Origin of the sequence: Thalassospira sp. (assembly GCF_040218635.1) — a bacterium.
GTDB lineage: Bacteria > Pseudomonadota > Alphaproteobacteria > Rhodospirillales > Thalassospiraceae > Thalassospira.
On the sequence record NZ_JAVJRB010000009.1, the window covers coordinates 17,929 to 37,331 of the forward strand.

Below are 19,403 nucleotides of genomic sequence, written 5' to 3' on the forward strand. Positions count from 1 at the left end.
AAACGGTCATGACACAACACACTGAAAAACAGCCGCTTCTGAATGTCAGCAACCTTGCTGTGTCCTTTGCCGGTGTGCCCGCGGTCAAGGGGGTATCCTTTGCCATGGCGCGCGGGGAAACCATGGCGCTGGTCGGTGAAAGTGGATCGGGTAAATCGGTAACCGCTCTTTCGCTTTTGCAATTGCTACCCTATCCGCGGGCAACCCATCCGACCGGCTCCATCATTTTTGATGGTCAGGAAATGGTCGGGGCGGATGAACGCACATTGCGCAAAATTCGCGGCAACCGCATTTCCATGATTTTTCAGGAACCGATGACATCGCTTAATCCGCTGCATAATATTGAAAAGCAGATTGGCGAAGTATTGTTGCTGCACAAAGGGTTGCGGGCGGGTAAGGCCCGCGAACGCATTCTGGAATTGCTTGATCTGGTCGGCATTCCCGATCCGGCATCGCGGCTTAAAGCCTTGCCGCATGAACTATCCGGTGGGCAGCGTCAGCGCGTGATGATTGCCATGGCGCTTGCCAACGAACCGGAATTGCTGATTGCCGATGAACCGACCACGGCCCTTGATGTCACCATTCAGGCGCAGATTCTTGAATTGCTGCAAGATTTGCAAAACAAGCTTGGCATGGCGCTTTTGCTGATTACCCATGATCTGCAGATTGTGCAGAAAATGGCCAAAAGTGTGTGCGTGATGAAGGATGGTGAGATTGTCGAACGCGGGGTCGGGCATGGCCTGTTTGAAAATCCCAAACACGCCTATACCAAAAAACTGCTTTCGGCTGTGCCAACCGGCAATGCGCCGGACTTGCCCGAAAACGCTGCCGAGCTTCTTGAAACCAGCAACATTCAGGTGCGTTTCCCGATTGGCCGCAAAGGTCTTCTTGGTCGCCCGGAACGCTACATTGATGCGGTTGATCGTATTTCGCTATCCTTGAAACAGGGCGAAACCCTTGGCATTGTCGGGGAAAGCGGATCGGGCAAGACAACCCTTGCCATGGCGATCCTGCGCCTGTTGAAATCAGACGGCGACATCACATTTGATGGGCAGGATATCCGTAAATATGCCGGGGCCGATTTGCGCAAATTGCGCCGGGACATGCAGGTGGTGTTTCAGGACCCGTTTGGATCGCTCAGCCCGCGCATGTCGATTGCCCAGATCGTCGGCGAAGGACTTGAAATTCACGAACCGGATTTAACGGTGGAACAACGCGAAGCCCGCATTGCCGAGGCGCTTCACGAAGTCGATTTGCCGCAAAATGCCATGGACCGCTATCCCCATGAATTTTCCGGTGGCCAGCGTCAGCGTATTTCAATTGCCCGCGCATTGGTCCTAAAGCCACGTTTCATCGTACTGGATGAACCAACATCAGCACTTGATATGTCGGTTCAGGCCCAGATTGTCGAATTGCTCCGGGATTTACAGGCCCGTCATAAGATGGCCTATCTGTTTATCAGTCACGATTTGCGTGTTGTTCGTGCGGTATCGCACCGGGTGATGGTGATGCAGGGCGGGAAACTGGTCGAAAGCGGTGCGGCTGCGGATATCTTTGATAACCCGCAGCAACCCTATACCAAGGCCCTTTTGGCTGCGGCCCTTGATCTGAAGGCGGCAGGGACAGATTTTGTCAGCAACTAATGGGGGAACTTGGCTGGAACTTCTGCTACAACAAGATAAGAAGTATTGGAATAACAAGGTAGTAAGGTGAGTATGCTGTCGCGCGTCGCCAAAATATCAACCGATAACCGATCAGTGTCCATGCGGATGTTCGTTGCCATGGCACTTGCATTCTTTATGGTCGCGACACTGCCTGTTTCTGCTAATGCCAATACCAAATCCGAAGAAACGGAAAAGCCTAAAAAGGCCGATGCAACCGCTGTCCCGGAAATTCCCGACACGGTGATTGTGCCTGATTCGGTATCCTTGACGGTCGTTCTGCCCAAATCGGGAACCATCCGCCAAATCGTGGTCAATATCTGGCTGGAAGCCGAAAACAAGCAGTCGGTTGCTACGATCGAGCAAGTCTTGCCAAAAATTATCAATGCCTTTCTGGTTGATCTGCAACGGCTGATGTATCGCGATACCCAGCAGCGGTTTGAAAACCGCGAACCGGGCAAACGGTCCTTCCGCTATGATGGCCCGCCCTTATTGCCGCCGCCCCCTGCCAAAACCGAAGAAGAACTGGCCGCCGAGGCCGAGGCAGCAGAAAAAGCCGAAGAAAGCGGCGAGGTGCTTGTCAAGGAACCGCCCTTCACACCATTTGCCCCGGTTTCCAATCGCTATTTCGCAGCCCTTCAGAACAAGCTTTTAAACACGGCCGAAACCTTCTTGCCACCCGATACCATCCGCTCGGTACAGGTGCGTAAATTCTATGATCGCTGGCCGGGCGACGCCGAAAACCGCTGATCTGAAAAATCCCTTTCCCGTGAACTGAGATGCATGCATAGCGCCTTGCACAAGACGCACTTGTGCAATTGCGGGCGTGTGATATCCCGGTCAGATCAACGTACCGGAGAAGCCCCATGTCGTTCGAAATCTGGCTGAGTTTTAGTTTCCTCGTCTTCCTGTTGGTGCTTACCCCGGGCCCCAGCGTTTTGATCGGCATGTCGCATGCGCTGCGCTATGGTGCGCGTCCGACATTGATGACCGCCTTGGGCGATGTCACCGCAAACATGATCCAGATGGTGATCGCCGCGGTCGGTCTGGGCGCTCTTTTGGCAACCTCGGCCGAAGCCTTTGCAGTGGTCAAATGGTGCGGCGTTGCCTTTCTGCTGGTCATCGGTTTGATGTCGTTTTTCCGAAAATCAAAGGCGATCAAGGATAAAACCGGAATCGAAACGAAAAAATCGACCGGCTATGAAATCGCCAGCCGCCGCAAACTGTTCCGCGAAGGTTTCCTGGTTGCGGCCGGTAACCCGAAAGCAATCGCCTTCTTTGGGGCGCTGTTCCCGCAATTCGTCGATCCGACTGCACCGCTGGCACCCCAGTTGCTGATACTTGGTGCGACCTTTGTGGTGCTTGATTACACATTCGTAATGATTTACGCGATGGGGGCCGCCCGGATCATGCCCTGGCTGGTCAGGCGCGGCGGCGATAACATGATTGCACGGGTATCTGGCGGGGTTTTGATCGTCGCTGCGGGGCTTTTATCGCTGATTGAGATGCCCGAAAGCGTTGCGGGCACCCGCTACTAGCCCAAAGCCTGTTTTTCGCGCAGAGCACCGATTTAGACGGTCAAAGGAGATATCCCTTTGGCCGTTTTCGTTTAATCACTTGAAAATAAACAAAAATACCCGGGTTGGTAGGGCGGTTAATTGGGGTCGCTTACATACCAACTGGTCTGTATATAGCGATATTTTGCCATATAAGATCTTTGAAATTTAAGAAAGGAAAGCTTTGCTGCCCTAAATCGCTCCTTTTCACAGCTTTTCTGAAAAAAGGGCGTTTCATTCGGGCGGATGAGTAGAAAACCCCGGGCTGCATCCGGCGCATTTCAGCTCGAACTACGCGGTCTTCAGACCGGCGGCAACGATAATATCGCCAAATTCACGCAAGAACACCGACCCTTTGACGGTCCTTTGAATCAGGACCGAACGACGGTCGTCTTCATCCACCTTGCGTTTGACCATGCCAAGCGAACTCAGGCGATCCAGCGCACGGGTAATTGCCGGTTTGGAGATGTTAAGCGCCTCTGACAGGCCGCGCACCGTATGCGGGGCCGGGGTCAGGTAAACGTTTAGCAACAAGGCCATTTGCCGGGCCGAAAGATCGGGAGAATCCCGACGCACACTTTCAACAATCGCGATACGCCAAAGGTCGAGCGCCTGAGACGGTTTGATCTCGATCGACATGCTTGTGCCCAACAATTAATTTGTTACGAATACGTAATCTGTCTACCTGACCCCTGCGCATATGTCAAAGGTCTTATTGGATAATATTCACGTTACGGTTTCGTTCACTTACCGAAACGATCCTCGATCAGCTTGAAGGCCGCCCGGATTCCCTGTGCTTCCCCGCCGGTCGGACGACCGGGGCGATCGGTCGGGTTCCAGGCCATCAAATCAATATGGGCCCAGCTTTTTGCACCTTCTGCGAAACGATCCAGGAACAAGGCGGCAATAATCGCACCGCCATACGGGCTACCGGAAATGTTGTTCATGTCCGCAGCCTTGCTCTCAAGCATCGGGCGATACTCATCCCAAAGCGGCAAACGCCACATCGGGTCATTGAGCGCCAATCCATTTTCCATCAGGCCATTGGCAAGATCATCATCATTGGAAAACAGGGCTGGCAATCCAAGGCCAAGCGCAACGCGTGCCGCCCCGGTCAGGGTGGCAAAATCCAGAATCATTTCCGGGTCTTCCGATGCGGCCTCGGTCAGGGCATCAGACAGAACAAGCCGTCCTTCGGCATCGGTATTGCCAACTTCAACCGTGATCCCCTTGCGGGTCTGAAGAATATCGCTCGGGCGATAGGCCCGACCCGATACCATGTTTTCCACAGCCGGGATCAGAACGCGCAACCGCACCGGAAGGTTGGCGGCCATAATCATCCGCGCAAGGCCAAGAACCTGAGCTGATCCACCCATATCCTTTTTCATCAAAAGCATGTTGCTTGACGGTTTAAGGTCATAGCCGCCGGTATCAAAACAAACACCCTTGCCGACCAGCGTGATTTTCGGGGCGTCGTCCTTGCCCCAAACCATATCAATCAGGCGCGGCTCACGATCGCTTCCGTGACCCACCGTGTAAATCGCCGGGAAGTTCTGTTTCAAAAGATCATCGCCAATGATCGAGGATACTTTGGCGCCAAATTCGGTGCCAAGCTTGCGCGCGGCGTCTTCAAGTTCGGCCGGCCCCATATCATTGGCCGGAATATTGACCAGATCACGGGCAAGCCCGATTCCCTTCGCAACATTCTCTGCCCGCCGGACCGCATCAATATCCTGCAGGGCAAACTTGGCCCGCGTGGCTTTTTTGCCATCATCCTTGCGATAGCGATCAAACCGATAGCCGCCAAGATACAAACCAAGGGCGACCTTTTCATAAAGGACTGCATCATCGGCAATGTCCCCGACAAAACCATATGTCCCTTCCGGAAGGCTCGCCGGTAAACCGGCAAAATCCCAAAGTGCTTTGGCGTCATCGACATAACCGATCAAAACCGATCCAAGCGCACCATCCGTTCCCGGAAGGATAAGCTGCGTTCCGCGCTTTGCCTCATACCCGTTTGCCGCAATCCATGCCTTGGTCGGGCCGGACTGATCGGCAAGCCAGCTTTCAAACCCGCTTTCGGCAATCGGGGTGATGGTGATCGGGTTGGTGGCATGATCGCGTTTGATAATGTGGTCGAACAATTTCGCATTCCCTGCTGGTGACGTGGGGATTTTAACGGTGGGCGGCTGCCTGTCAGGCCAGAATGCGCTGGTGCGATCATGGCCGGGCAGATGATCTTGTCGCTGATCTTACGGCGGCCCATTGCCAAGAGCAATTGCCGAAAAGAAAACCCCGATCAAGACAAGATTTCAAAGCCCGAACGATAAAGCAATTTTGATGTTGCCGCCCTTGAACCTATAGTGGGCATGAACGCAACTGCTTATCAAAGGTCCCCCCATGGAAACGCGCCCCGTTCTTTATATCGGCAATAAAAACTATTCGTCCTGGTCGCTCCGCGCCTGGCTGGGGTTGAAAGTCACCGGTGTTGATTTCGATGAAAAGCTCATTGCGTTGCGCAGTGACGCGTTTGCGGCCAAGGCCCCGGTCTTTTCCCCGACGGCCAAGGTCCCGGCCTTTTTCGATGGCAAGAAAACCATCTGGGAAGCCTTGGCAATCCTTGAATATATCGCCGATAGCCAACCCGATACCCTGCTGTGGCCGCTTGATATCGATGTGCGCGCAATTGCGCGCGCCGTCTCGCTTGAAATGCATGGCGGCTTTGGACCCTTGCGCAATCATATGCCGATGAATTGCCGCAAATCTTTGCCCGGACTTGGCCGTGGCCCGGGGGTCGATAAAGACATCGCCCGCATTGGCGAGATTTTTAAAACCTGCCGCACTCAATACGGGCAGGGGGGTGACTTCCTGTTTGGGCATTTTTCGATTGCCGATGCGATGTATGCCCCCGTCGTCACCCGGTTCAAAACATATGGCGTCACCCTTGATCCGGTCGGCAATGCCTATATGGAAACCATCCTTGATCTTCCCGATATGAAGGCATGGTATGCTGACGCCGCAGCTGAAGAATGGGTGATTGAAGATTCCGAGGTGAAATAACCCATGCCCGGCCTTACCCCCGGCCCGGCCGGAAATCTTCCTGAAATTGACCCGCCCGGTGGCGATCCGGACCTTGATGCCCTTTTAACCAAGGTCCGGTCCTGCACGATTTGTGAAAAGAGCCTGCCGCTGGGTCCGCGCCCTGTTGTCCGCATGGCGAAATCTGCCCGTATTCTGGTCATCGGACAAGCACCGGGAACGCGGGTCCATGAAACCGGCCTTCCGTGGAATGACGCATCGGGGGATCGGCTGCGCGACTGGCTTGATCTGTCGGTGGATGATTTTTACGATCCGGCCAAACTGGCAATCATGCCGATGGGCTTTTGTTATCCCGGCCGGATGGAAGGTGGCGGTGATTTACCACCCCGCCCGGAATGCGCTGACGCATGGCATGATGCCTTGCTTGGTCATTTGCCCGATATCGGGCTGACCCTTTTGATCGGGCAATACGCGCAACACCGCTATCTTGGTGCGCGCCGGGCCAAAACCATGACCCAAACCGTCCATCAATTTGCCGATTTCCTGCCCGATAACCTGTTGCCCATGCCCCATCCAAGCTGGCGCAGCACCGGCTGGCTGAAAAAGAACCCGTGGTTTGAAACCGACCTTTTGCCGGTCCTGCGCGACCGGGTGCATCGCCTGTTGGGTTAGGGGGCGTTTTGTGGTCCAATATGGACGACCCCTAAGCTAAAAAAACAGGAGGCAAACATGAGCAAACTTGAAAAAACCGCAATCCTAAACGCGCTTAAAAACCTTCCCAATTGGGAACTTGCCGAAGATGGTAAATCGATCGGGCAGGTCTATATGTTTGGCGATTTCAATTCCGCATTCGGGTTTATGACCCGCATCGCCATGAAGGCGGAAAAAATGGATCACCATCCCGAATGGTTCAATGTTTACAACAAGGTCGGCGTGACGCTTACCACCCATGATGCCGGTGGCGTGACGCAAAAGGATATCGACCTTGCAACCTATTGCGAAACGGTCGTTGCCAATTAAGCGGTCCTGAGCCTCATAAAAACGCCCTGCCAATGTGGGATTGGCAGGGCGTCATTCGTGGCAGCGGTTATTATGCTGGTCGAAAGGTGGGACTATTTCGGTTCCAGCCGAACCGCGCCATCGATCCGGATGGTCTCGCCATTGATCATTTCATTTTCACAGATATGCATCGCCAACCGGCCATATTCCGCCGGATCACCCAGACGTTTGGGGAACGGGATGTTTGCTGCCAAGGCTTCCTGCATGTCATCGGGAAGGGCGGTGACCATCGGGGTGCCAAACATGCCCGGCGCAATGGATGCAACCCGAATGCCGTGGCGGGCCAGTTCGCGTGCAGCCGGAAGCGTCATCGACGCCACCCCGCCCTTGGATGCGGCATAGGCCGCCTGTCCGATCTGCCCTTCAAAGGCAGCAATCGATGCGGTGTTGATAATTACCCCGCGTTCGCCACTGGCATTCGGGTCATTCTTGCTCATGGCGGTGGCGGCGACCCGCATCATGTTGAATGTGCCGATCAGATTGACATTGATCACGCGGGCAAAGGCCTCAAGATCGGCCGGGCCTTCGCGCCCGACAATGCGTTCGCCCTGCAAGATACCGGCACAATTGACCAGGATTGTCGGACTGCCGACGGTTTTAACAACCTCGGCAATCGCGCCTTCAACACTGGCAGCATTTGAAACATCAACACCAAACCCGACACCGCCGAGTTTTTCCGCCGTTGCTTTCGCCCCGTCTTCATTCAGATCAAAGGCCGCAATTTTCGCACCCGCATGGGCCAAAACTTCTGCCGTGGCGGCTCCAAGACCGGATGCGGCCCCGGTAACAATGGCAATCGAACCCTTGATCTGCATGGCGTGAAGCCTCCCTTTTCGGCGAAAACGTGATTAATTGGTATTTATATACCAAATTATATCTTTATCGGGCAACCCCAATCCTTCCCGCATCGAACCACGACATTTTCAGGGGACCGCAGGGGAGCTATCGCGCAAAATCAGGAAGACTTTTTATCATCCGCAACCATGGCGGCTTGCGGGTCTTGTGCCGGGATATCGGCAATGGCGGATGCAAGCTTCCGCTCGCGCAGCGCGACATAGATCGCAGCGCCAATGATCATCGCCCCGCCCGGCAATATCCAGATGTCGGGCACTTCGCCAAATGCGATCAGGGCCAAAATGGCAATGATCGGCAGGCGCAAATAGGAAAACCCGACAAAGAAACTGTAATCGGCCAGTTGCAGAGCTTTGATGTTACAGATCTGCATGACATTCATCATAAGTGCGGCAACCGCCATCAGACCAAGCGCGCCCAAGCTTGGCGTTTGCCAGACAAACAGGGCCGGGATCAACGATACCGGGGTGGTAATGATCATCAGGTAAAACAAAAGCGACGTGGTGTTTTCAGAACGGACAAGTTGCTTCGTGATCATACCGGCACAGGCCATGCACATGGCGGCGGCAATCGGCAACAGGCTGGCGGGCTGCATCGCCGCTGTTCCGGGCTGAATGATCAGACCAACACCAATAAACCCGATCAGAACTGCAAGCCATCGGTGAATACGCACTGTTTCGCGCAAAATAACGGCGGCCAGAATGGTGCCAAATAACGGCACGGTGAAGTTAAGCGTCGTTGCCTCGGCCAGCGGCAAATACAGCACTGCCATAAACCACAAACACATCTCTGCCGCCGATAAAACACCGCGCAGGCCAAGCAATGGCAGGCGGGTGGTTCTAAGCGTCCCGATCCCGCGCCCTACCACAAACGGTGCGATAAGGATCAAGCCAAAGGCAAACCGTAAAAACACCGCCTGATAGGGATGAATTTCGGCTGTGGCATATCGAATGGTGAGCGTAAAACACGCGGCCAGAATGGCTGCGGACAGGGCATAAAAGCTGGCTTTTACCGTATTGGGTTGGCGATCAAACCATGCCTTCATGGTTTTGACGGCGGTTCAATATCGGTGGTCGCCGCCGACGGACCGCGTTTGATGCGGTTGGCTTCCTTGGCAAGTTTGGCTTCTCGCCGCGCAATGAAAAGGGCGGATCCAATAATCAATCCCGCCCCGGGCAGAAGCCAGATTTCGGGCACTTCGCCAAACATCACCAAGGCAATGATCAAAACGAATGGCAGGCGTAAATAGTTGAACCCGATGACAAAACCATAATCGTAAACCCGGAATGCATTGGTGTTACAAAGCTGGGTGATATTGGCCATGAACGCCCCCGCCGCCATTAAAAGCAACGCATCGACACTCGGCGTTTCCCAGACAAAAAGGGCCGGGATCAGCGTCAGCGGCGTGGTCAACGCCATCATATACAAAATGATGGTTGTCGGATTTTCGGTGCGCGACAGTGACTTGATGGTAAGCCCCGCACTGGCCATGCACACGGCTGCTGCAATCGGAAGCAAGCTTGCCATTTGCATGGTTTCCGCCCCCGGACGGATAATGATTAACACCCCGCCAAACCCGACAAGCAATGCGGCAACCCGATATTGGCGCACCTTTTCACCGAGAAAAATGGCCGCCAGAACGGTCCCGAACAACGGGACGGTAAAGTTCAGCGTGGTGGCTTCGGCAAGCGGCAAATAGGCAAGGGCTGAAAACCAGAAACTCATCGCCCCCATCGACAGAACCGCGCGCAATAAAAACATCGGCAGGCGTTTGGTTTTAAGCGGTGCAATCCCGCTGCGAAACGCCAGTGGCGCAATCAGGATAAGCCCGAATAAATTACGGAAAAACACCGCCTGCAACGGATCAATATGCTCGGTCGCCAAGCGCACGAACACCGAAAAGATCGCCGCACTGATCGACGCCATCAGGCCGAAAACAGTTGCCTGCAAATAAGGCGGCAGCGCATTGAACTTCTCACGCATCGGGTTTCCTTTCCGGTGCGTGGGTCGCAGTTGTGTCGGTTGTATCGGTTCTATCGGCGGTGTCGGGCGTATCGGGGGTTTTGGTTAAAACCGGGCGGTCAATCTTTGTGACCGGGATGGCCTGTGCATCGGCGGGGGCAGATGTCGGCAGGCGGGGCTCAATCCGGGCCTGCTTGGCCAGAACCGCCTCGCGCCGTGCGATGTAAAGTGCCGATCCAATGATCAATGCCGCCCCGGCCCATGTCCAGATATCGACCACTTCGCCAAACATCACAAAGGCCATTGCCGCCACAAACGGCAGGCGCAGAAAATCGAAAATCATCACATAGGACTGATCCGCCGCACGGTATGCCCGCACCAAAAGTTGCTGTCCGGCGGTGGCGAAGGCACCAAGCAAAAGCAAGACGGCAAATTGCCACAGGGTCGGCATTTGCCAATACATAAGGGCCGGGATCAAGGAAAGTGGTGCCATGATAAGCCCCATCCATGTGACAATGGCATTGGCACTTTCGGTCCGCGACAGCATTTTAACCGTCGTCATGGCCGCCGCCATAAACAGGGTCGCCACCAGCGCAAGAACCATCCCGGTTTCAAGCGACTGCCCAAACGGGCGGATAATGATCATCGCCCCGACAAAACCGATGGCAATCGCACTCCAGCGACGCGCCCGTACGGTTTCGCGCACAATAAGGGCGGCCAGTACCGTGGTCAGGATCGGCAGGGTAAAGTTGATCGCAATCACCTGTGCCGCCGGGCTGATGGAAAGGGCGGTAAACAGGCACAGCATCGCGCCAAGACCAAGGGCTGCACGCATGAAATGAAGCTTGAACCGATCAGTTTTTAATCCGGTACGCCCATGGGTCAATATCCATGGCAGCATCGGGATCAAACCGAACAGGTTTCTAAAAAAGGCGACTTCAAACGGATGAACGTCATGGGTGATATAGCGGATCAGCACCGCCATGGCGGCCATGCAAAAGGCCGACCCAATCATCAGAAGCGTACCACGCAGGGCATTATGTTCAGTCGGGGGCGAAGGCTGCATCAGGGGCAGAACCCTAAAAGGGGTAAAACGCGAGAATAATCGGCTGGCAATCAGCTGGCAGGGATAATCTTGATATTGAAACTATATATCTTTCAATACCGTATGACAAATTGACGCGACTGTCTTGTCGCAATCAGTGACCCCCGGGTCTCCGAATCGGCAAGGCTTCCCGGGCGATGGAGTGGTCTGGGGCATGCGATTTTGTGGTTTTACAGCGGCGGAAAGCCAAAAAACACACAGCAACCGGGATAACCGTCAGATGAATTTCGCCGTCTGAAAGAACGCTTTCGGGTGAAATGTTCTCTGACGGCGGTTTTTCGTGTAAGATCAAGGCTATCGACGGGAATCCATCAGGGGGAAATTAAATGGATGCTATTGATCGTAAATTGATCGACATCCTGCAGGAAGACGCATCGCTATCCTACTCGGTTTTGGGAACCAAAGTCGGATTGTCGGTTTCTGCGGTAAATGATCGTGTCCGAAAATTACGGGATCAGGGAATTATCCAGTCTTATCGCATCGCGGTTGATCCAAAGGCGATTGGACGGGCACTAACCGCCATGGTGTGGTTGCGCACCGATCCGGCCAAGGGCAACAAAAAGATGGTCAAATCACTGATCAAGGCGGACGAGGTTCTTGAATGCCATCACATGACCGGCCGGTTTGATTTTCTGATCAAATTGCGTTTGCGTGATACCGCCCATCTCGAAAGCTTCGTTTCCGACACGATCAAGGAAATGCCCGGCGTTGTCGAAGTTTTACCGGAAATTGCCTTGTCAACAGCAAAGGAAACCTCCTTTGTTCCGGCGCAACTGGAAACGGACTAGGTCTTTCTCAGAACGCCGGGGAAAAATTTCCGGCTTTTTTTACCCAAAGGGATTTCGCAGTCATCATTTCATAATTATCTGCTGACATAGTTACGGGGTGGTGTGTGTTTCCCGCACCATCTGCACCCAACCACCATCCAGAAGGAAGAGCCGAACTATGATTGAATCGATGAATCTGGTCATCCTGATTGCATCGATTCTGGTTGTGGTCGCGGTTTTCACAAGCCTCGTCAGTTTCCGTGTCGGGGCGCCTTTGCTGTTGGTGTTTCTGTTTGTCGGCCTGGCTGCCGGTGAAGATGGCATTGGCGGCATCATGTTTGATAACGCACCGCTGGCCTATTTTATCGGCTCCATCGCGCTTGCCCTAATCCTGTTTGACAGTGGTTTTGAAACCCAGCTTCGAACGTTAAAAATTGCCGCCGGACCATCGCTTGTCCTTGCGACCTTCGGGGTTCTGATCACCACGGGGGTGATCGGGGCTGTGACCTGGCTTGTGTTGGATGTGCCCTGGCTGATCGCGCTTTTGTTTGGCGCGATTGTCAGTTCGACCGATGCGGCGGCGGTATTTTTCCTGTTGCGGGTCGGCGGGATCAATCTGCGTGATCGCACGCGCAGCACGCTGGAAGTCGAATCGGGTTCGAACGACCCGATGGCGGTGTTCCTGACCATTTCACTGGTTGAATTGATCGTGCTGGGTGGCGGGGAAAATATCGCGTTCGAGTTGCTCCAACGCTTTGTCCTGCAAATCGGTCTGGGGGCGATTTTCGGTCTGGCCGGGGGCTATGCGCTGGTCTGGATGATCAATCGGGTCAAACTGGAACCGGGTTTGGTGCCGATCATTACCATGGCGCTGGCACTTTCTCTGTTTGGTGCGACCAGTATTCTGGGTGGCAGCGGATTTTTGGCGGTCTATGTCGCAGGCCTTTATGCCGGCAACAGCAAAATGCAGATGAGCGTCGGTGTCCGACGTTTTCAGCATGTCACAACATGGCTGGCGCAGATCGCGATGTTTGTCACCCTTGGCCTGTTGGCAACCCCGTCCGAATTTGGCGCGGTGCTGATCCCCGGTGTGATTCTGGCACTGGTTCTGGTGTTTATCGCCCGTCCGGTTGCGGTCTGGCTGTGCCTGATGTTCTTTAATTTCTCGCGTAATGATACCGCCTTTATTTCATGGGTCGGCTTGCGCGGGGCGGTCTCGATCCTGCTGGCCATCGTGCCAATGGTCGAAGGCGTGCCCGAAGGCCAGTTACTGTTTAACACTGCCTTTATCGTCGTGATCACGTCTCTTTTGCTACAGGGCTGGACCATCAGGCGCGTGGCAAACTGGCTCGGTATCATCGTGCCGCCGCGTCATGGGCCGGTGGACCGTATTGATCTTGAATTGCCCGGCAATGCCAATCAGGAAATCGTTGTTTACCGCGTGCACGAAGCCAGTGCCGTTGCCACCGGTCATCGCATTCCGCGTTGGGCGCGGCCCAGCCTGATCCTGCGTGAAGGCAAATCGCTCCGCCCGCACAGTGCCGGTCCTATTCAGGGGGCTGATCAGGTCTATATCATCACCCCGCCGCGCCATGTCGAACTGCTTGATCAGTTATTTGCCGGACCGGCCGAAGGCGCCAATGACGTCGATCTGTTCGGGGATTTCAGCTTCCCGCCAGATACGCGGGTTGTGGATATCGCGCGGCTGTACGGCTTTTCGGTTCATGACGGGGACGAAGATTTAACCGTTGCCGATATCCTTGAACGTGACCTTCCCGGCGATGTCGAACTTGGCGATCGCATGGCCTATGGCACGGTAGAACTGATTGTCCGGCGCACCGATGATGAACATGGCGTGATCGAAGTCGGGCTTGCGGTTGAACAACAAAAAGCCAAACCCAAACGCCGTCTTCCGATCTTCCAGTCCCGCTCCGAATTGCTCGAAATCTGGCGTGACTGGCAAAAGCGCAAACGTGACGAGAAAAATGCCGCCTTGCGCATCGAACGTTCCGCACCGGCTGAACAGCTGACCGATGAAACGGCCAATGATTCGGGTTCCGATATCGAAGCAGAACCGTCTGACGAAAGCCTGCCGGATGTGGAAAACGCCCCGGAAAAAACAAGGTAATCCGCAGTCCGTGCACAAGGACGCGACCAAGGACGGGTTTCATACATTAAATTGACGTCCCTTGGATTAGCCCAGCTAATGCCGGGATCAAAAATGCTGGTTTGGTAACGCTCCCGATTTGCCTTAGATTGCCGCTTCGGTTTTCGGTGGAGTGCCATGGGCATGTTGGGTTTATATGCAGCAGTTGTCGTAATCTGGGGATCGACCTGGATTGCCATTCAGTATCAGCTTTCGGTCGCCCCCGAAGTCGCTGTTGCCTACCGTTTCGCCCTTGCCACGGTCATTTTGCTGGCATGGTGCTTGGCGCGGCGGTTGCCGATGCGGTTCTCCCTGCGCGATCATTTGTTTATGGCAGTCCTTGGGATCTGCCTGTTCTCGCTGAACTATGTTCTGATTTATGTCGCCAGCACCCATCTGACATCCGGCCTGTTGGCGGTGGTGTTTTCAACCATCGTCATCATGAACATGATTAATGGCGCGATCTTTTTCCATCGTCGGCCCGAAACACGGACTTTGATCGGTGCGACAATCGGTTTGTCGGGCATTGCCATGGTCTTTGCCAATGATCTTGCCGCCTTTGATCTGACCACCGGGGGCAGCATCGGGCTTCTGGTATCCCTGGCGGGCAGTTACATCGCATCCCTTGGCAATATGGCATCGGCCCGCAATCAGGGGCGGGGCATTCCGGTCATGCAGGCCAATGCTTATGGCATGCTTTATGGATCGGTTTTGCTGTTTGCCTATATCGGTCTGGCCGGTATTCCCCTGACCTTTGATACAAGCCCGTCTTTCCTGATGGCGTTGGTCTATCTGTCGCTGTTTGGCTCGGTACTGGCGTTTGGCTTTTACCTGACCTTGCTTGGTAAAATCGGTCCGGACCGTGCGGCCTATAGTTCGGTGATGTTTCCGGTTGTCGCCTTGTTGCTCTCGACATGGTTTGAAGATTTCCATTGGACCAGCAACATCATCTGGGGTGTGGGCCTGACATTGATCGGCAATGTGGTTATTCTGACCAAGCGCGTGCCAAAACCTGCTGCCAAGGTATTGGAACAGGTTGCCACGACACCGCCAGCTATCAAACCCTAGCTCCAGTTAACGTCATAAGGGAGATCGCAGATGAACAGCGTTGCCTATTTCGAACGCTTGGCCCGCTATAACCGTTGGGCGAACGGGCATGTCTATGATGCCTGTGCGACACTTTCCCAACGCGATCTTGATGCGCCGCGCACGGCCTTTTTCCCGTCCATCAGTGCAACCTTGAACCATCTTCTGGTCGCAGACAGCATTTGGATGTCGCGTTTGCTCGGCGCACCGATCTCGATGCCGCTTGATACGGTTCTGTTTGCGAAATTTGATGACTTGCGCGCCGCCCGGATGACGCAGGATCAGGCCATCATTGATTTCACATCTACCTTAACCCCGGATGTCATCGCATCGGATTTGACCTATCAGTCGGTCACGGCGGGGGCCTATACCATGCCGCGTGATCTGGTGCTGGGGCATATGTTCAACCATCAAACCCATCATCGCGGGCAACTGTCCAACATGATCCTCGAAGCCGGGGCCAAACCGCTTGAAATCGATCTGATCTATTACGGGCGCGATCATCTGTGATGGTTGATCTTCTGGTGCATTATACGCCGTTTTTGATTGCGGCCTTTTTGCTCAATATCTCGCCGGGACCCGATATGGCCTATATTGTCGGGCAAACCGCCGTTCATGGCCGCAAAATCGGGTTGTTTTCAACCATTGGTGTGGTGTCGGGCGCGTTTGTCCATGTGGTGGCGGCCGCCCTTGGTCTGTCGGCAATTTTGGCAACTTCGGCACTGGCCTTTGCCATTGTCAAATGGGTCGGGGTTGGCTATCTGGTCTGGCTGGGCATTGGTGCAATCCGCGCCAGCTTTGCCAAAAAGCACACAGGTTCCGACACCAGAGATCTACCGCATAACGCCGCACTTTCACCCAGAAACGCCACGGCCTTTCAGGCATGGCGACAAGGGGTGATGATTGATGTCCTTAATCCCAAGGTCGCGATCTTTTTCATGGCCTTTCTGCCGCAATTCGTTGATCCCGCACAAGGGCACGGGGCGGTGCAATTCCTGATTTTGGGATCAATGGTCAATCTGATCGGGTTGGTGGTGGAAAGCACCATTGTCCTTCTGGTCGCCGCCGCCGCCGTGCGGATCAAAGGCCACAACAAGCTTGGCGTATGGCTGCAACGTGCCTTGGGGGCGATGTTTGTTGCCCTTGGTGCCCGTCTGGCGATAAGCCAGCAATAGGCACCCTATTTCGCGGCTTTTGATTTCCGTGCCAGATGTGCAACAAGTGCTTGGGATAGCGGTGCGGCACTTAATCCGTGCGCGACAACACTGATACAGACAATCATGACAACCGCGGCATAGATCGCTTCATGCCCGGTCGGATCGATCATGGTGGCCATGATCAGAAGATAAATGATCGATGCGATCCCGCGCGGCCCGAACCAGCCGATATAAAGCTTTTCGGCCAGGGAATAAGGACTACCAATCATGCAGATCCAGACGCAAACCGGGCGCAAAACCACAAGGCTGGCAATCGAGAAAACAAGCATCTCGGTTGTCCAAAGGCCGTAGGCTGCGGGCACGACAAGCAAGCCAAACATAAAGAAGGTCAGCATGGTTAAAAGCTCGGCCTCGGCTTCGCCAAAACTTTCAATCGCATCCCGGACCTTCGTACTTGAAATGTTAAGGGCCATGCCCCCGGCAAAGGCCGCGACAAAACCATTACCGCCCAGCTTTTCAGACAGGAAGAAAATCAAAAGGGCGGCAAAAATGCCCAAAAGCCGTTCGAACCGGTCCAGAATGGTCTTGCGCGTCACCGCATGATTGACCAGCAAGCCAATGCCCAACCCGGCGGCAATACCCACCCCGGCCCCGACGGAAATTTCAAGAAGGGCTTCGGTGACCCAGTTATTGGGCCCTTCACCGACCAGTTCGGCTTCAAGCAAGATGGCGGTGGTAAAGACCGGCAGGACCAACCCGTCATTCAGGCCGCTTTCAATATTAATGCCCTGACGTACCGGGGCAGGGACCTGTTTGTTTTCAAGAACCGGTCGGCCAAGGGCGGCATCGGTCGGGCTGACAATCAGGGCCAATATAAGCGCGGGCAGCATCCCGATTGTTGCATCAAGCCCCATGATAAAGGCCCATGTCACCCCGATGGTCAGCGGCAAACCAACCAAAAGAAGCCGATTGGCAAGGCGCCGCGCCGGGCCTTCTTTGCGATAATCCAGAACCGCCGCATCTAAAAACAGAATGATCGCCAGGGTCATTTCGGCAAAGCCGGCGGCGAATTCAAGCCGCCCTGAAAGGGGCGCCATCGGCGCTTCATGCCAGATGCCAAGTGGCACGGCAATTACCGCACCTGCCATAACCATGATCATGGGGGATGAAATGCTGCGCCGTTGCAACCGCTGGGACTGCAACCCGTAAACAAGCCCGGACCCCAGAAACAGAATGATCACCCACTCGAACATGGCACTGCCTGACTTAGCTGTCTAACGTATTGGTCCATCTGGTAATCTTGCCTGACTTTGCGCAAAACACCAAAACCTGTTTGTTAGGCTGGCATGATCCGGTGGCATGTTCAGGCGGTCGCACGTTGAAGGACATCAAGCCCTTCCTGATGGCACCGCTGATCACCACTGGCAATCACCAGATCGCCGCTGTTGATCGTAAGGTCCTGGCCATCCCAATCGGTAATCACACCCCCGGCCCCTTCAATCACCGGCACGGCGGCACAGAAATCATAGGGCTGTAAGTTCGATTCGATCAAAACATCGCCAAACCCCAGCGCGATCAGGCCATAGCCATAAGAATCAATGCCGTAAACCGGCTGACGTGCGGCCTGAAACGCTGCCTCATATCCGGCGATTGCCTTTTGTCTGACGAAAAGATCCGGCCCGGTTGTAAAAATGGTGGCATCTTTCAGGTGCGGGCACTCACGTGCTGAAATCGGTTTGTCGTTTAACGTCGTTGCCTGCCCGCTGACCCCGATCCAGCGTTCATCCAAAATTGCCTGATCAATCACGCCCAAAACCGGCTTGCCGTTCTGACACAGCGCAATCAGGGTGTTAAAGCTGGGCTTGCCGGTAATGAACGATTTGGTGCCATCAATCGGGTCCAGCACCCAGACATATTCCGCCTCAAGGTTTTCCGGCCCGTATTCTTCACCCAGAATGCCATGACCGGGCAGTTCGGCATGGATCAGATCGCGCATGGTGCGTTCAATCGCCCGGTCGGCATCGGTCACAAGGCTTGAATCCCCCTTAACGTCAATTTCCACCGGCTTGCGGTAATAGCTTTGCAAAACAGGGCGGGCCGCATCGGCAAGCTTGTGGGCCATGGCAAGAAACGGGTGGCTGTTGCGCATTGGGTAAGGGCTCCGGTTTAGGGCAGGGGGAATGTCAGCTCGCCGATATCAGGCCATCGCGGCTTTGATGGTGACCAGAACATCCTGATGGCACCGTGCATCCCCGCTGGCGATCACGTCCCCGGCACTTTCAATGCTTAAGGCTGTGCCCGACCAGTCGGTCATCACACCTCCGGCCCCTTCAACCACCGGGACAAGTGCGCAGAAATCATAGGCCTGAAGCCCGATTTCAACCACCGTATCAGCAAGTCCAAGCGCGGTCAGGCCGTATGCATAGGCATCCACCCCATACATCGGCACCCGGCAGTTTTTCGAAATCGCCTGATAGGCCTTGGCCGAATCGCCGCGGAACAGTTCCGGCGCGGTGGTAAAGAAGGTCGCACTTTTAAGGTCTTCGCACTCACGTGCGCTGATCTCATTGCCGTTCATCGTGCTGGCCTGCCCCATCATGCCGACCCAGCGTTCATCGGTAATCGCCTGATCGATAATGCCAATGATCGGTTTGCCGTTATGGCAAAGCGCAATCAGGGTGGCAAAGCTTGGCTTGCCGGAAATGAACGATTTGGTGCCATCAATCGGATCAAGCACCCAGACAAATTCGGCATCGGTATTTTCGCGGCCGTATTCTTCGCCCAGAATCCCGTGATCGGGCAATTCGGTATTCAGGATTTCGCGCATGGTGCGTTCAACTTCCCGGTCCGCAATCGTCACCGGGCTGTCATCTGCTTTCACGTCAACCGCGACCGGGGTGCGGTAATATTTACGGACCACCGGGCGGGCGGCATCGGCCAGTTTGTGGGCGATTTCCAAAAAGTGGTCGAGATTTTCCATGAAAGCGCATCCCTGCAAGAATCTGATGGTGGG

At 54.7% G+C, this 19,403-nt stretch carries 20 protein-coding genes; 11 read left to right on the top strand and 9 right to left on the bottom strand.

What is annotated here, in order from left to right; all coding sequences use genetic code 11:
• Nucleotides 1–8 precede the first annotated feature (8 nt).
• The 3 genes from RIC05_RS07975 (at nucleotide 9) to RIC05_RS07985 (ending at nucleotide 3,199) form a co-directional block, all read left to right on the top strand.
• Nucleotides 9–1,643: an ABC transporter ATP-binding protein gene (locus RIC05_RS07975; RefSeq protein WP_350046644.1), complete on the top strand. Its 1,635-nt coding sequence runs from the start codon at nucleotides 9–11 to the stop codon at nucleotides 1,641–1,643.
• Between the two features lie 72 nt (nucleotides 1,644–1,715).
• Nucleotides 1,716–2,411, top strand: coding sequence for a hypothetical protein (locus RIC05_RS07980; protein WP_350047030.1), 696 nt, complete (start codon nucleotides 1,716–1,718; stop codon nucleotides 2,409–2,411).
• 116 nt (nucleotides 2,412–2,527) lie between these two features.
• On the top strand, nucleotides 2,528–3,199 hold the full coding sequence (locus tag RIC05_RS07985) for a LysE family translocator (protein ID WP_350040870.1): 672 nt from the start codon (nucleotides 2,528–2,530) through the stop codon (nucleotides 3,197–3,199).
• A gap of 309 nt (nucleotides 3,200–3,508) precedes the next feature.
• On the opposite strand, the gene RIC05_RS07990 is transcribed toward RIC05_RS07985, so the two are convergent.
• Nucleotides 3,509–3,856 carry a MarR family transcriptional regulator gene (locus RIC05_RS07990; RefSeq protein WP_350040869.1) on the bottom strand — a complete coding sequence of 116 codons (348 nt, stop codon included), beginning with the start codon at nucleotides 3,854–3,856 and terminating at the stop codon, nucleotides 3,509–3,511.
• Nucleotides 3,857–3,960: 104 nt separating this feature from the next.
• Nucleotides 3,961–5,361 carry a leucyl aminopeptidase family protein gene (locus tag RIC05_RS07995; RefSeq protein ID WP_350046645.1) on the bottom strand — a complete coding sequence of 467 codons (1,401 nt, stop codon included), beginning with the start codon at nucleotides 5,359–5,361 and terminating at the stop codon, nucleotides 3,961–3,963.
• A gap of 256 nt (nucleotides 5,362–5,617) precedes the next feature.
• Between RIC05_RS07995 and RIC05_RS08000 the strand changes: the two genes are divergently transcribed.
• The 3 genes from RIC05_RS08000 to RIC05_RS08010 are packed head-to-tail and all read left to right on the top strand — an operon-like array spanning nucleotide 5,618 to nucleotide 7,276.
• Nucleotides 5,618–6,277: a glutathione S-transferase family protein gene (locus RIC05_RS08000; RefSeq protein WP_350046646.1), complete on the top strand. Its 660-nt coding sequence runs from the start codon at nucleotides 5,618–5,620 to the stop codon at nucleotides 6,275–6,277.
• Between the two features lie 3 nt (nucleotides 6,278–6,280).
• On the top strand, nucleotides 6,281–6,928 hold the full coding sequence (locus RIC05_RS08005) for a uracil-DNA glycosylase family protein (RefSeq protein ID WP_350046647.1): 648 nt from the start codon (nucleotides 6,281–6,283) through the stop codon (nucleotides 6,926–6,928).
• A 57-nt stretch (nucleotides 6,929–6,985) separates the two neighbouring features.
• Nucleotides 6,986–7,276, top strand: coding sequence for a 4a-hydroxytetrahydrobiopterin dehydratase (locus RIC05_RS08010; RefSeq protein WP_350046648.1), 291 nt, complete (start codon nucleotides 6,986–6,988; stop codon nucleotides 7,274–7,276).
• Nucleotides 7,277–7,368: 92 nt separating this feature from the next.
• Here RIC05_RS08010 and RIC05_RS08015 read toward each other — a convergent pair whose 3' ends face one another.
• From RIC05_RS08015 to RIC05_RS08030, 4 genes are all read right to left on the bottom strand, one after another.
• Nucleotides 7,369–8,130 (bottom strand): SDR family NAD(P)-dependent oxidoreductase, encoded by a 762-nt coding sequence (locus tag RIC05_RS08015; RefSeq protein WP_350046649.1) that lies wholly within the window; start codon nucleotides 8,128–8,130, stop codon nucleotides 7,369–7,371.
• Between the two features lie 140 nt (nucleotides 8,131–8,270).
• Nucleotides 8,271–9,212 (bottom strand): DMT family transporter, encoded by a 942-nt coding sequence (locus tag RIC05_RS08020; RefSeq protein WP_350046650.1) that lies wholly within the window; start codon nucleotides 9,210–9,212, stop codon nucleotides 8,271–8,273.
• Entirely contained in the window at nucleotides 9,209–10,150 is a 942-nt protein-coding gene (locus RIC05_RS08025; protein WP_350046651.1) for a DMT family transporter, read from the bottom strand. Before RIC05_RS08025 ends, RIC05_RS08020 begins: the two co-directional genes overlap by 4 nt.
• Entirely contained in the window at nucleotides 10,143–11,195 is a 1,053-nt protein-coding gene (locus RIC05_RS08030) for a DMT family transporter (protein WP_350046652.1), read from the bottom strand. Before RIC05_RS08030 ends, RIC05_RS08025 begins: the two co-directional genes overlap by 8 nt.
• A gap of 365 nt (nucleotides 11,196–11,560) precedes the next feature.
• Between RIC05_RS08030 and RIC05_RS08035 the strand changes: the two genes are divergently transcribed.
• From RIC05_RS08035 to RIC05_RS08055, 5 genes are all read left to right on the top strand, one after another.
• Nucleotides 11,561–12,022 carry an Lrp/AsnC family transcriptional regulator gene (locus RIC05_RS08035; RefSeq protein WP_350040858.1) on the top strand — a complete coding sequence of 154 codons (462 nt, stop codon included), beginning with the start codon at nucleotides 11,561–11,563 and terminating at the stop codon, nucleotides 12,020–12,022.
• Between the two features lie 157 nt (nucleotides 12,023–12,179).
• The gene (locus RIC05_RS08040; RefSeq protein WP_350046653.1) at nucleotides 12,180–14,129 is read left to right on the top strand and encodes a potassium/proton antiporter; all 1,950 of its coding nucleotides are present in this window, start codon (nucleotides 12,180–12,182) and stop codon (nucleotides 14,127–14,129) included.
• Nucleotides 14,130–14,291: 162 nt separating this feature from the next.
• On the top strand, nucleotides 14,292–15,215 hold the full coding sequence (locus tag RIC05_RS08045) for a DMT family transporter (protein ID WP_350046654.1): 924 nt from the start codon (nucleotides 14,292–14,294) through the stop codon (nucleotides 15,213–15,215).
• Between the two features lie 30 nt (nucleotides 15,216–15,245).
• Nucleotides 15,246–15,743, top strand: coding sequence for a DinB family protein (locus RIC05_RS08050; protein WP_350046655.1), 498 nt, complete (start codon nucleotides 15,246–15,248; stop codon nucleotides 15,741–15,743).
• On the top strand, nucleotides 15,743–16,408 hold the full coding sequence (locus tag RIC05_RS08055; RefSeq protein WP_350046656.1) for a LysE family translocator: 666 nt from the start codon (nucleotides 15,743–15,745) through the stop codon (nucleotides 16,406–16,408). The genes RIC05_RS08050 and RIC05_RS08055 overlap by 1 nt, the downstream gene beginning before the upstream one ends.
• 5 nt (nucleotides 16,409–16,413) lie before the next feature.
• Here the strand turns inward: RIC05_RS08055 and RIC05_RS08060 are convergent, their stop codons facing one another.
• The 3 genes from RIC05_RS08060 to hisN all read right to left on the bottom strand — a co-directional run bounded on the left by RIC05_RS08060 (nucleotide 16,414) and on the right by hisN (nucleotide 19,370).
• A complete protein-coding gene (locus RIC05_RS08060; RefSeq protein WP_350046657.1) occupies nucleotides 16,414–17,643 on the bottom strand; it encodes a cation:proton antiporter in 1,230 nt (409 codons plus the stop codon).
• A gap of 110 nt (nucleotides 17,644–17,753) precedes the next feature.
• Nucleotides 17,754–18,539, bottom strand: coding sequence for an inositol monophosphatase family protein (locus RIC05_RS08065; RefSeq protein ID WP_350046658.1), 786 nt, complete (start codon nucleotides 18,537–18,539; stop codon nucleotides 17,754–17,756).
• 48 nt (nucleotides 18,540–18,587) lie between these two features.
• A complete protein-coding gene (gene hisN, locus RIC05_RS08070) occupies nucleotides 18,588–19,370 on the bottom strand; it encodes a histidinol-phosphatase (RefSeq protein WP_350046659.1) in 783 nt (260 codons plus the stop codon).
• Between the last annotated feature and the right edge of the window lie 33 nt (nucleotides 19,371–19,403).

Excerpts from the sequence above, each read along its gene's own strand:
- RIC05_RS07975 (WP_350046644.1), top strand. The coding sequence starts at position 9 with ATGACACAACACACTGAAAAACAGCCGCTTCTGAATGTCAGCAACCTT.
- RIC05_RS07980 (WP_350047030.1), top strand. The coding sequence starts at position 1,716 with ATGCTGTCGCGCGTCGCCAAAATATCAACCGATAACCGATCAGTGTCC.
- RIC05_RS07985 (WP_350040870.1), top strand. The coding sequence starts at position 2,528 with ATGTCGTTCGAAATCTGGCTGAGTTTTAGTTTCCTCGTCTTCCTGTTG.
- RIC05_RS07990 (WP_350040869.1), bottom strand. The coding sequence starts at position 3,856 with ATGTCGATCGAGATCAAACCGTCTCAGGCGCTCGACCTTTGGCGTATC.
- RIC05_RS08000 (WP_350046646.1), top strand. The coding sequence starts at position 5,618 with ATGGAAACGCGCCCCGTTCTTTATATCGGCAATAAAAACTATTCGTCC.
- RIC05_RS08005 (WP_350046647.1), top strand. The coding sequence starts at position 6,281 with ATGCCCGGCCTTACCCCCGGCCCGGCCGGAAATCTTCCTGAAATTGAC.
- RIC05_RS08010 (WP_350046648.1), top strand. The coding sequence starts at position 6,986 with ATGAGCAAACTTGAAAAAACCGCAATCCTAAACGCGCTTAAAAACCTT.
- RIC05_RS08015 (WP_350046649.1), bottom strand. The coding sequence starts at position 8,130 with ATGCAGATCAAGGGTTCGATTGCCATTGTTACCGGGGCCGCATCCGGT.
- RIC05_RS08020 (WP_350046650.1), bottom strand. The coding sequence starts at position 9,212 with ATGAAGGCATGGTTTGATCGCCAACCCAATACGGTAAAAGCCAGCTTT.
- RIC05_RS08025 (WP_350046651.1), bottom strand. The coding sequence starts at position 10,150 with ATGCGTGAGAAGTTCAATGCGCTGCCGCCTTATTTGCAGGCAACTGTT.
- RIC05_RS08030 (WP_350046652.1), bottom strand. The coding sequence starts at position 11,195 with ATGCAGCCTTCGCCCCCGACTGAACATAATGCCCTGCGTGGTACGCTT.
- RIC05_RS08035 (WP_350040858.1), top strand. The coding sequence starts at position 11,561 with ATGGATGCTATTGATCGTAAATTGATCGACATCCTGCAGGAAGACGCA.
- RIC05_RS08040 (WP_350046653.1), top strand. The coding sequence starts at position 12,180 with ATGATTGAATCGATGAATCTGGTCATCCTGATTGCATCGATTCTGGTT.
- RIC05_RS08045 (WP_350046654.1), top strand. The coding sequence starts at position 14,292 with ATGTTGGGTTTATATGCAGCAGTTGTCGTAATCTGGGGATCGACCTGG.
- RIC05_RS08050 (WP_350046655.1), top strand. The coding sequence starts at position 15,246 with ATGAACAGCGTTGCCTATTTCGAACGCTTGGCCCGCTATAACCGTTGG.
- RIC05_RS08055 (WP_350046656.1), top strand. The coding sequence starts at position 15,743 with ATGGTTGATCTTCTGGTGCATTATACGCCGTTTTTGATTGCGGCCTTT.
- RIC05_RS08060 (WP_350046657.1), bottom strand. The coding sequence starts at position 17,643 with ATGTTCGAGTGGGTGATCATTCTGTTTCTGGGGTCCGGGCTTGTTTAC.
- RIC05_RS08065 (WP_350046658.1), bottom strand. The coding sequence starts at position 18,539 with ATGCGCAACAGCCACCCGTTTCTTGCCATGGCCCACAAGCTTGCCGAT.
- hisN (WP_350046659.1), bottom strand. The coding sequence starts at position 19,370 with ATGGAAAATCTCGACCACTTTTTGGAAATCGCCCACAAACTGGCCGAT.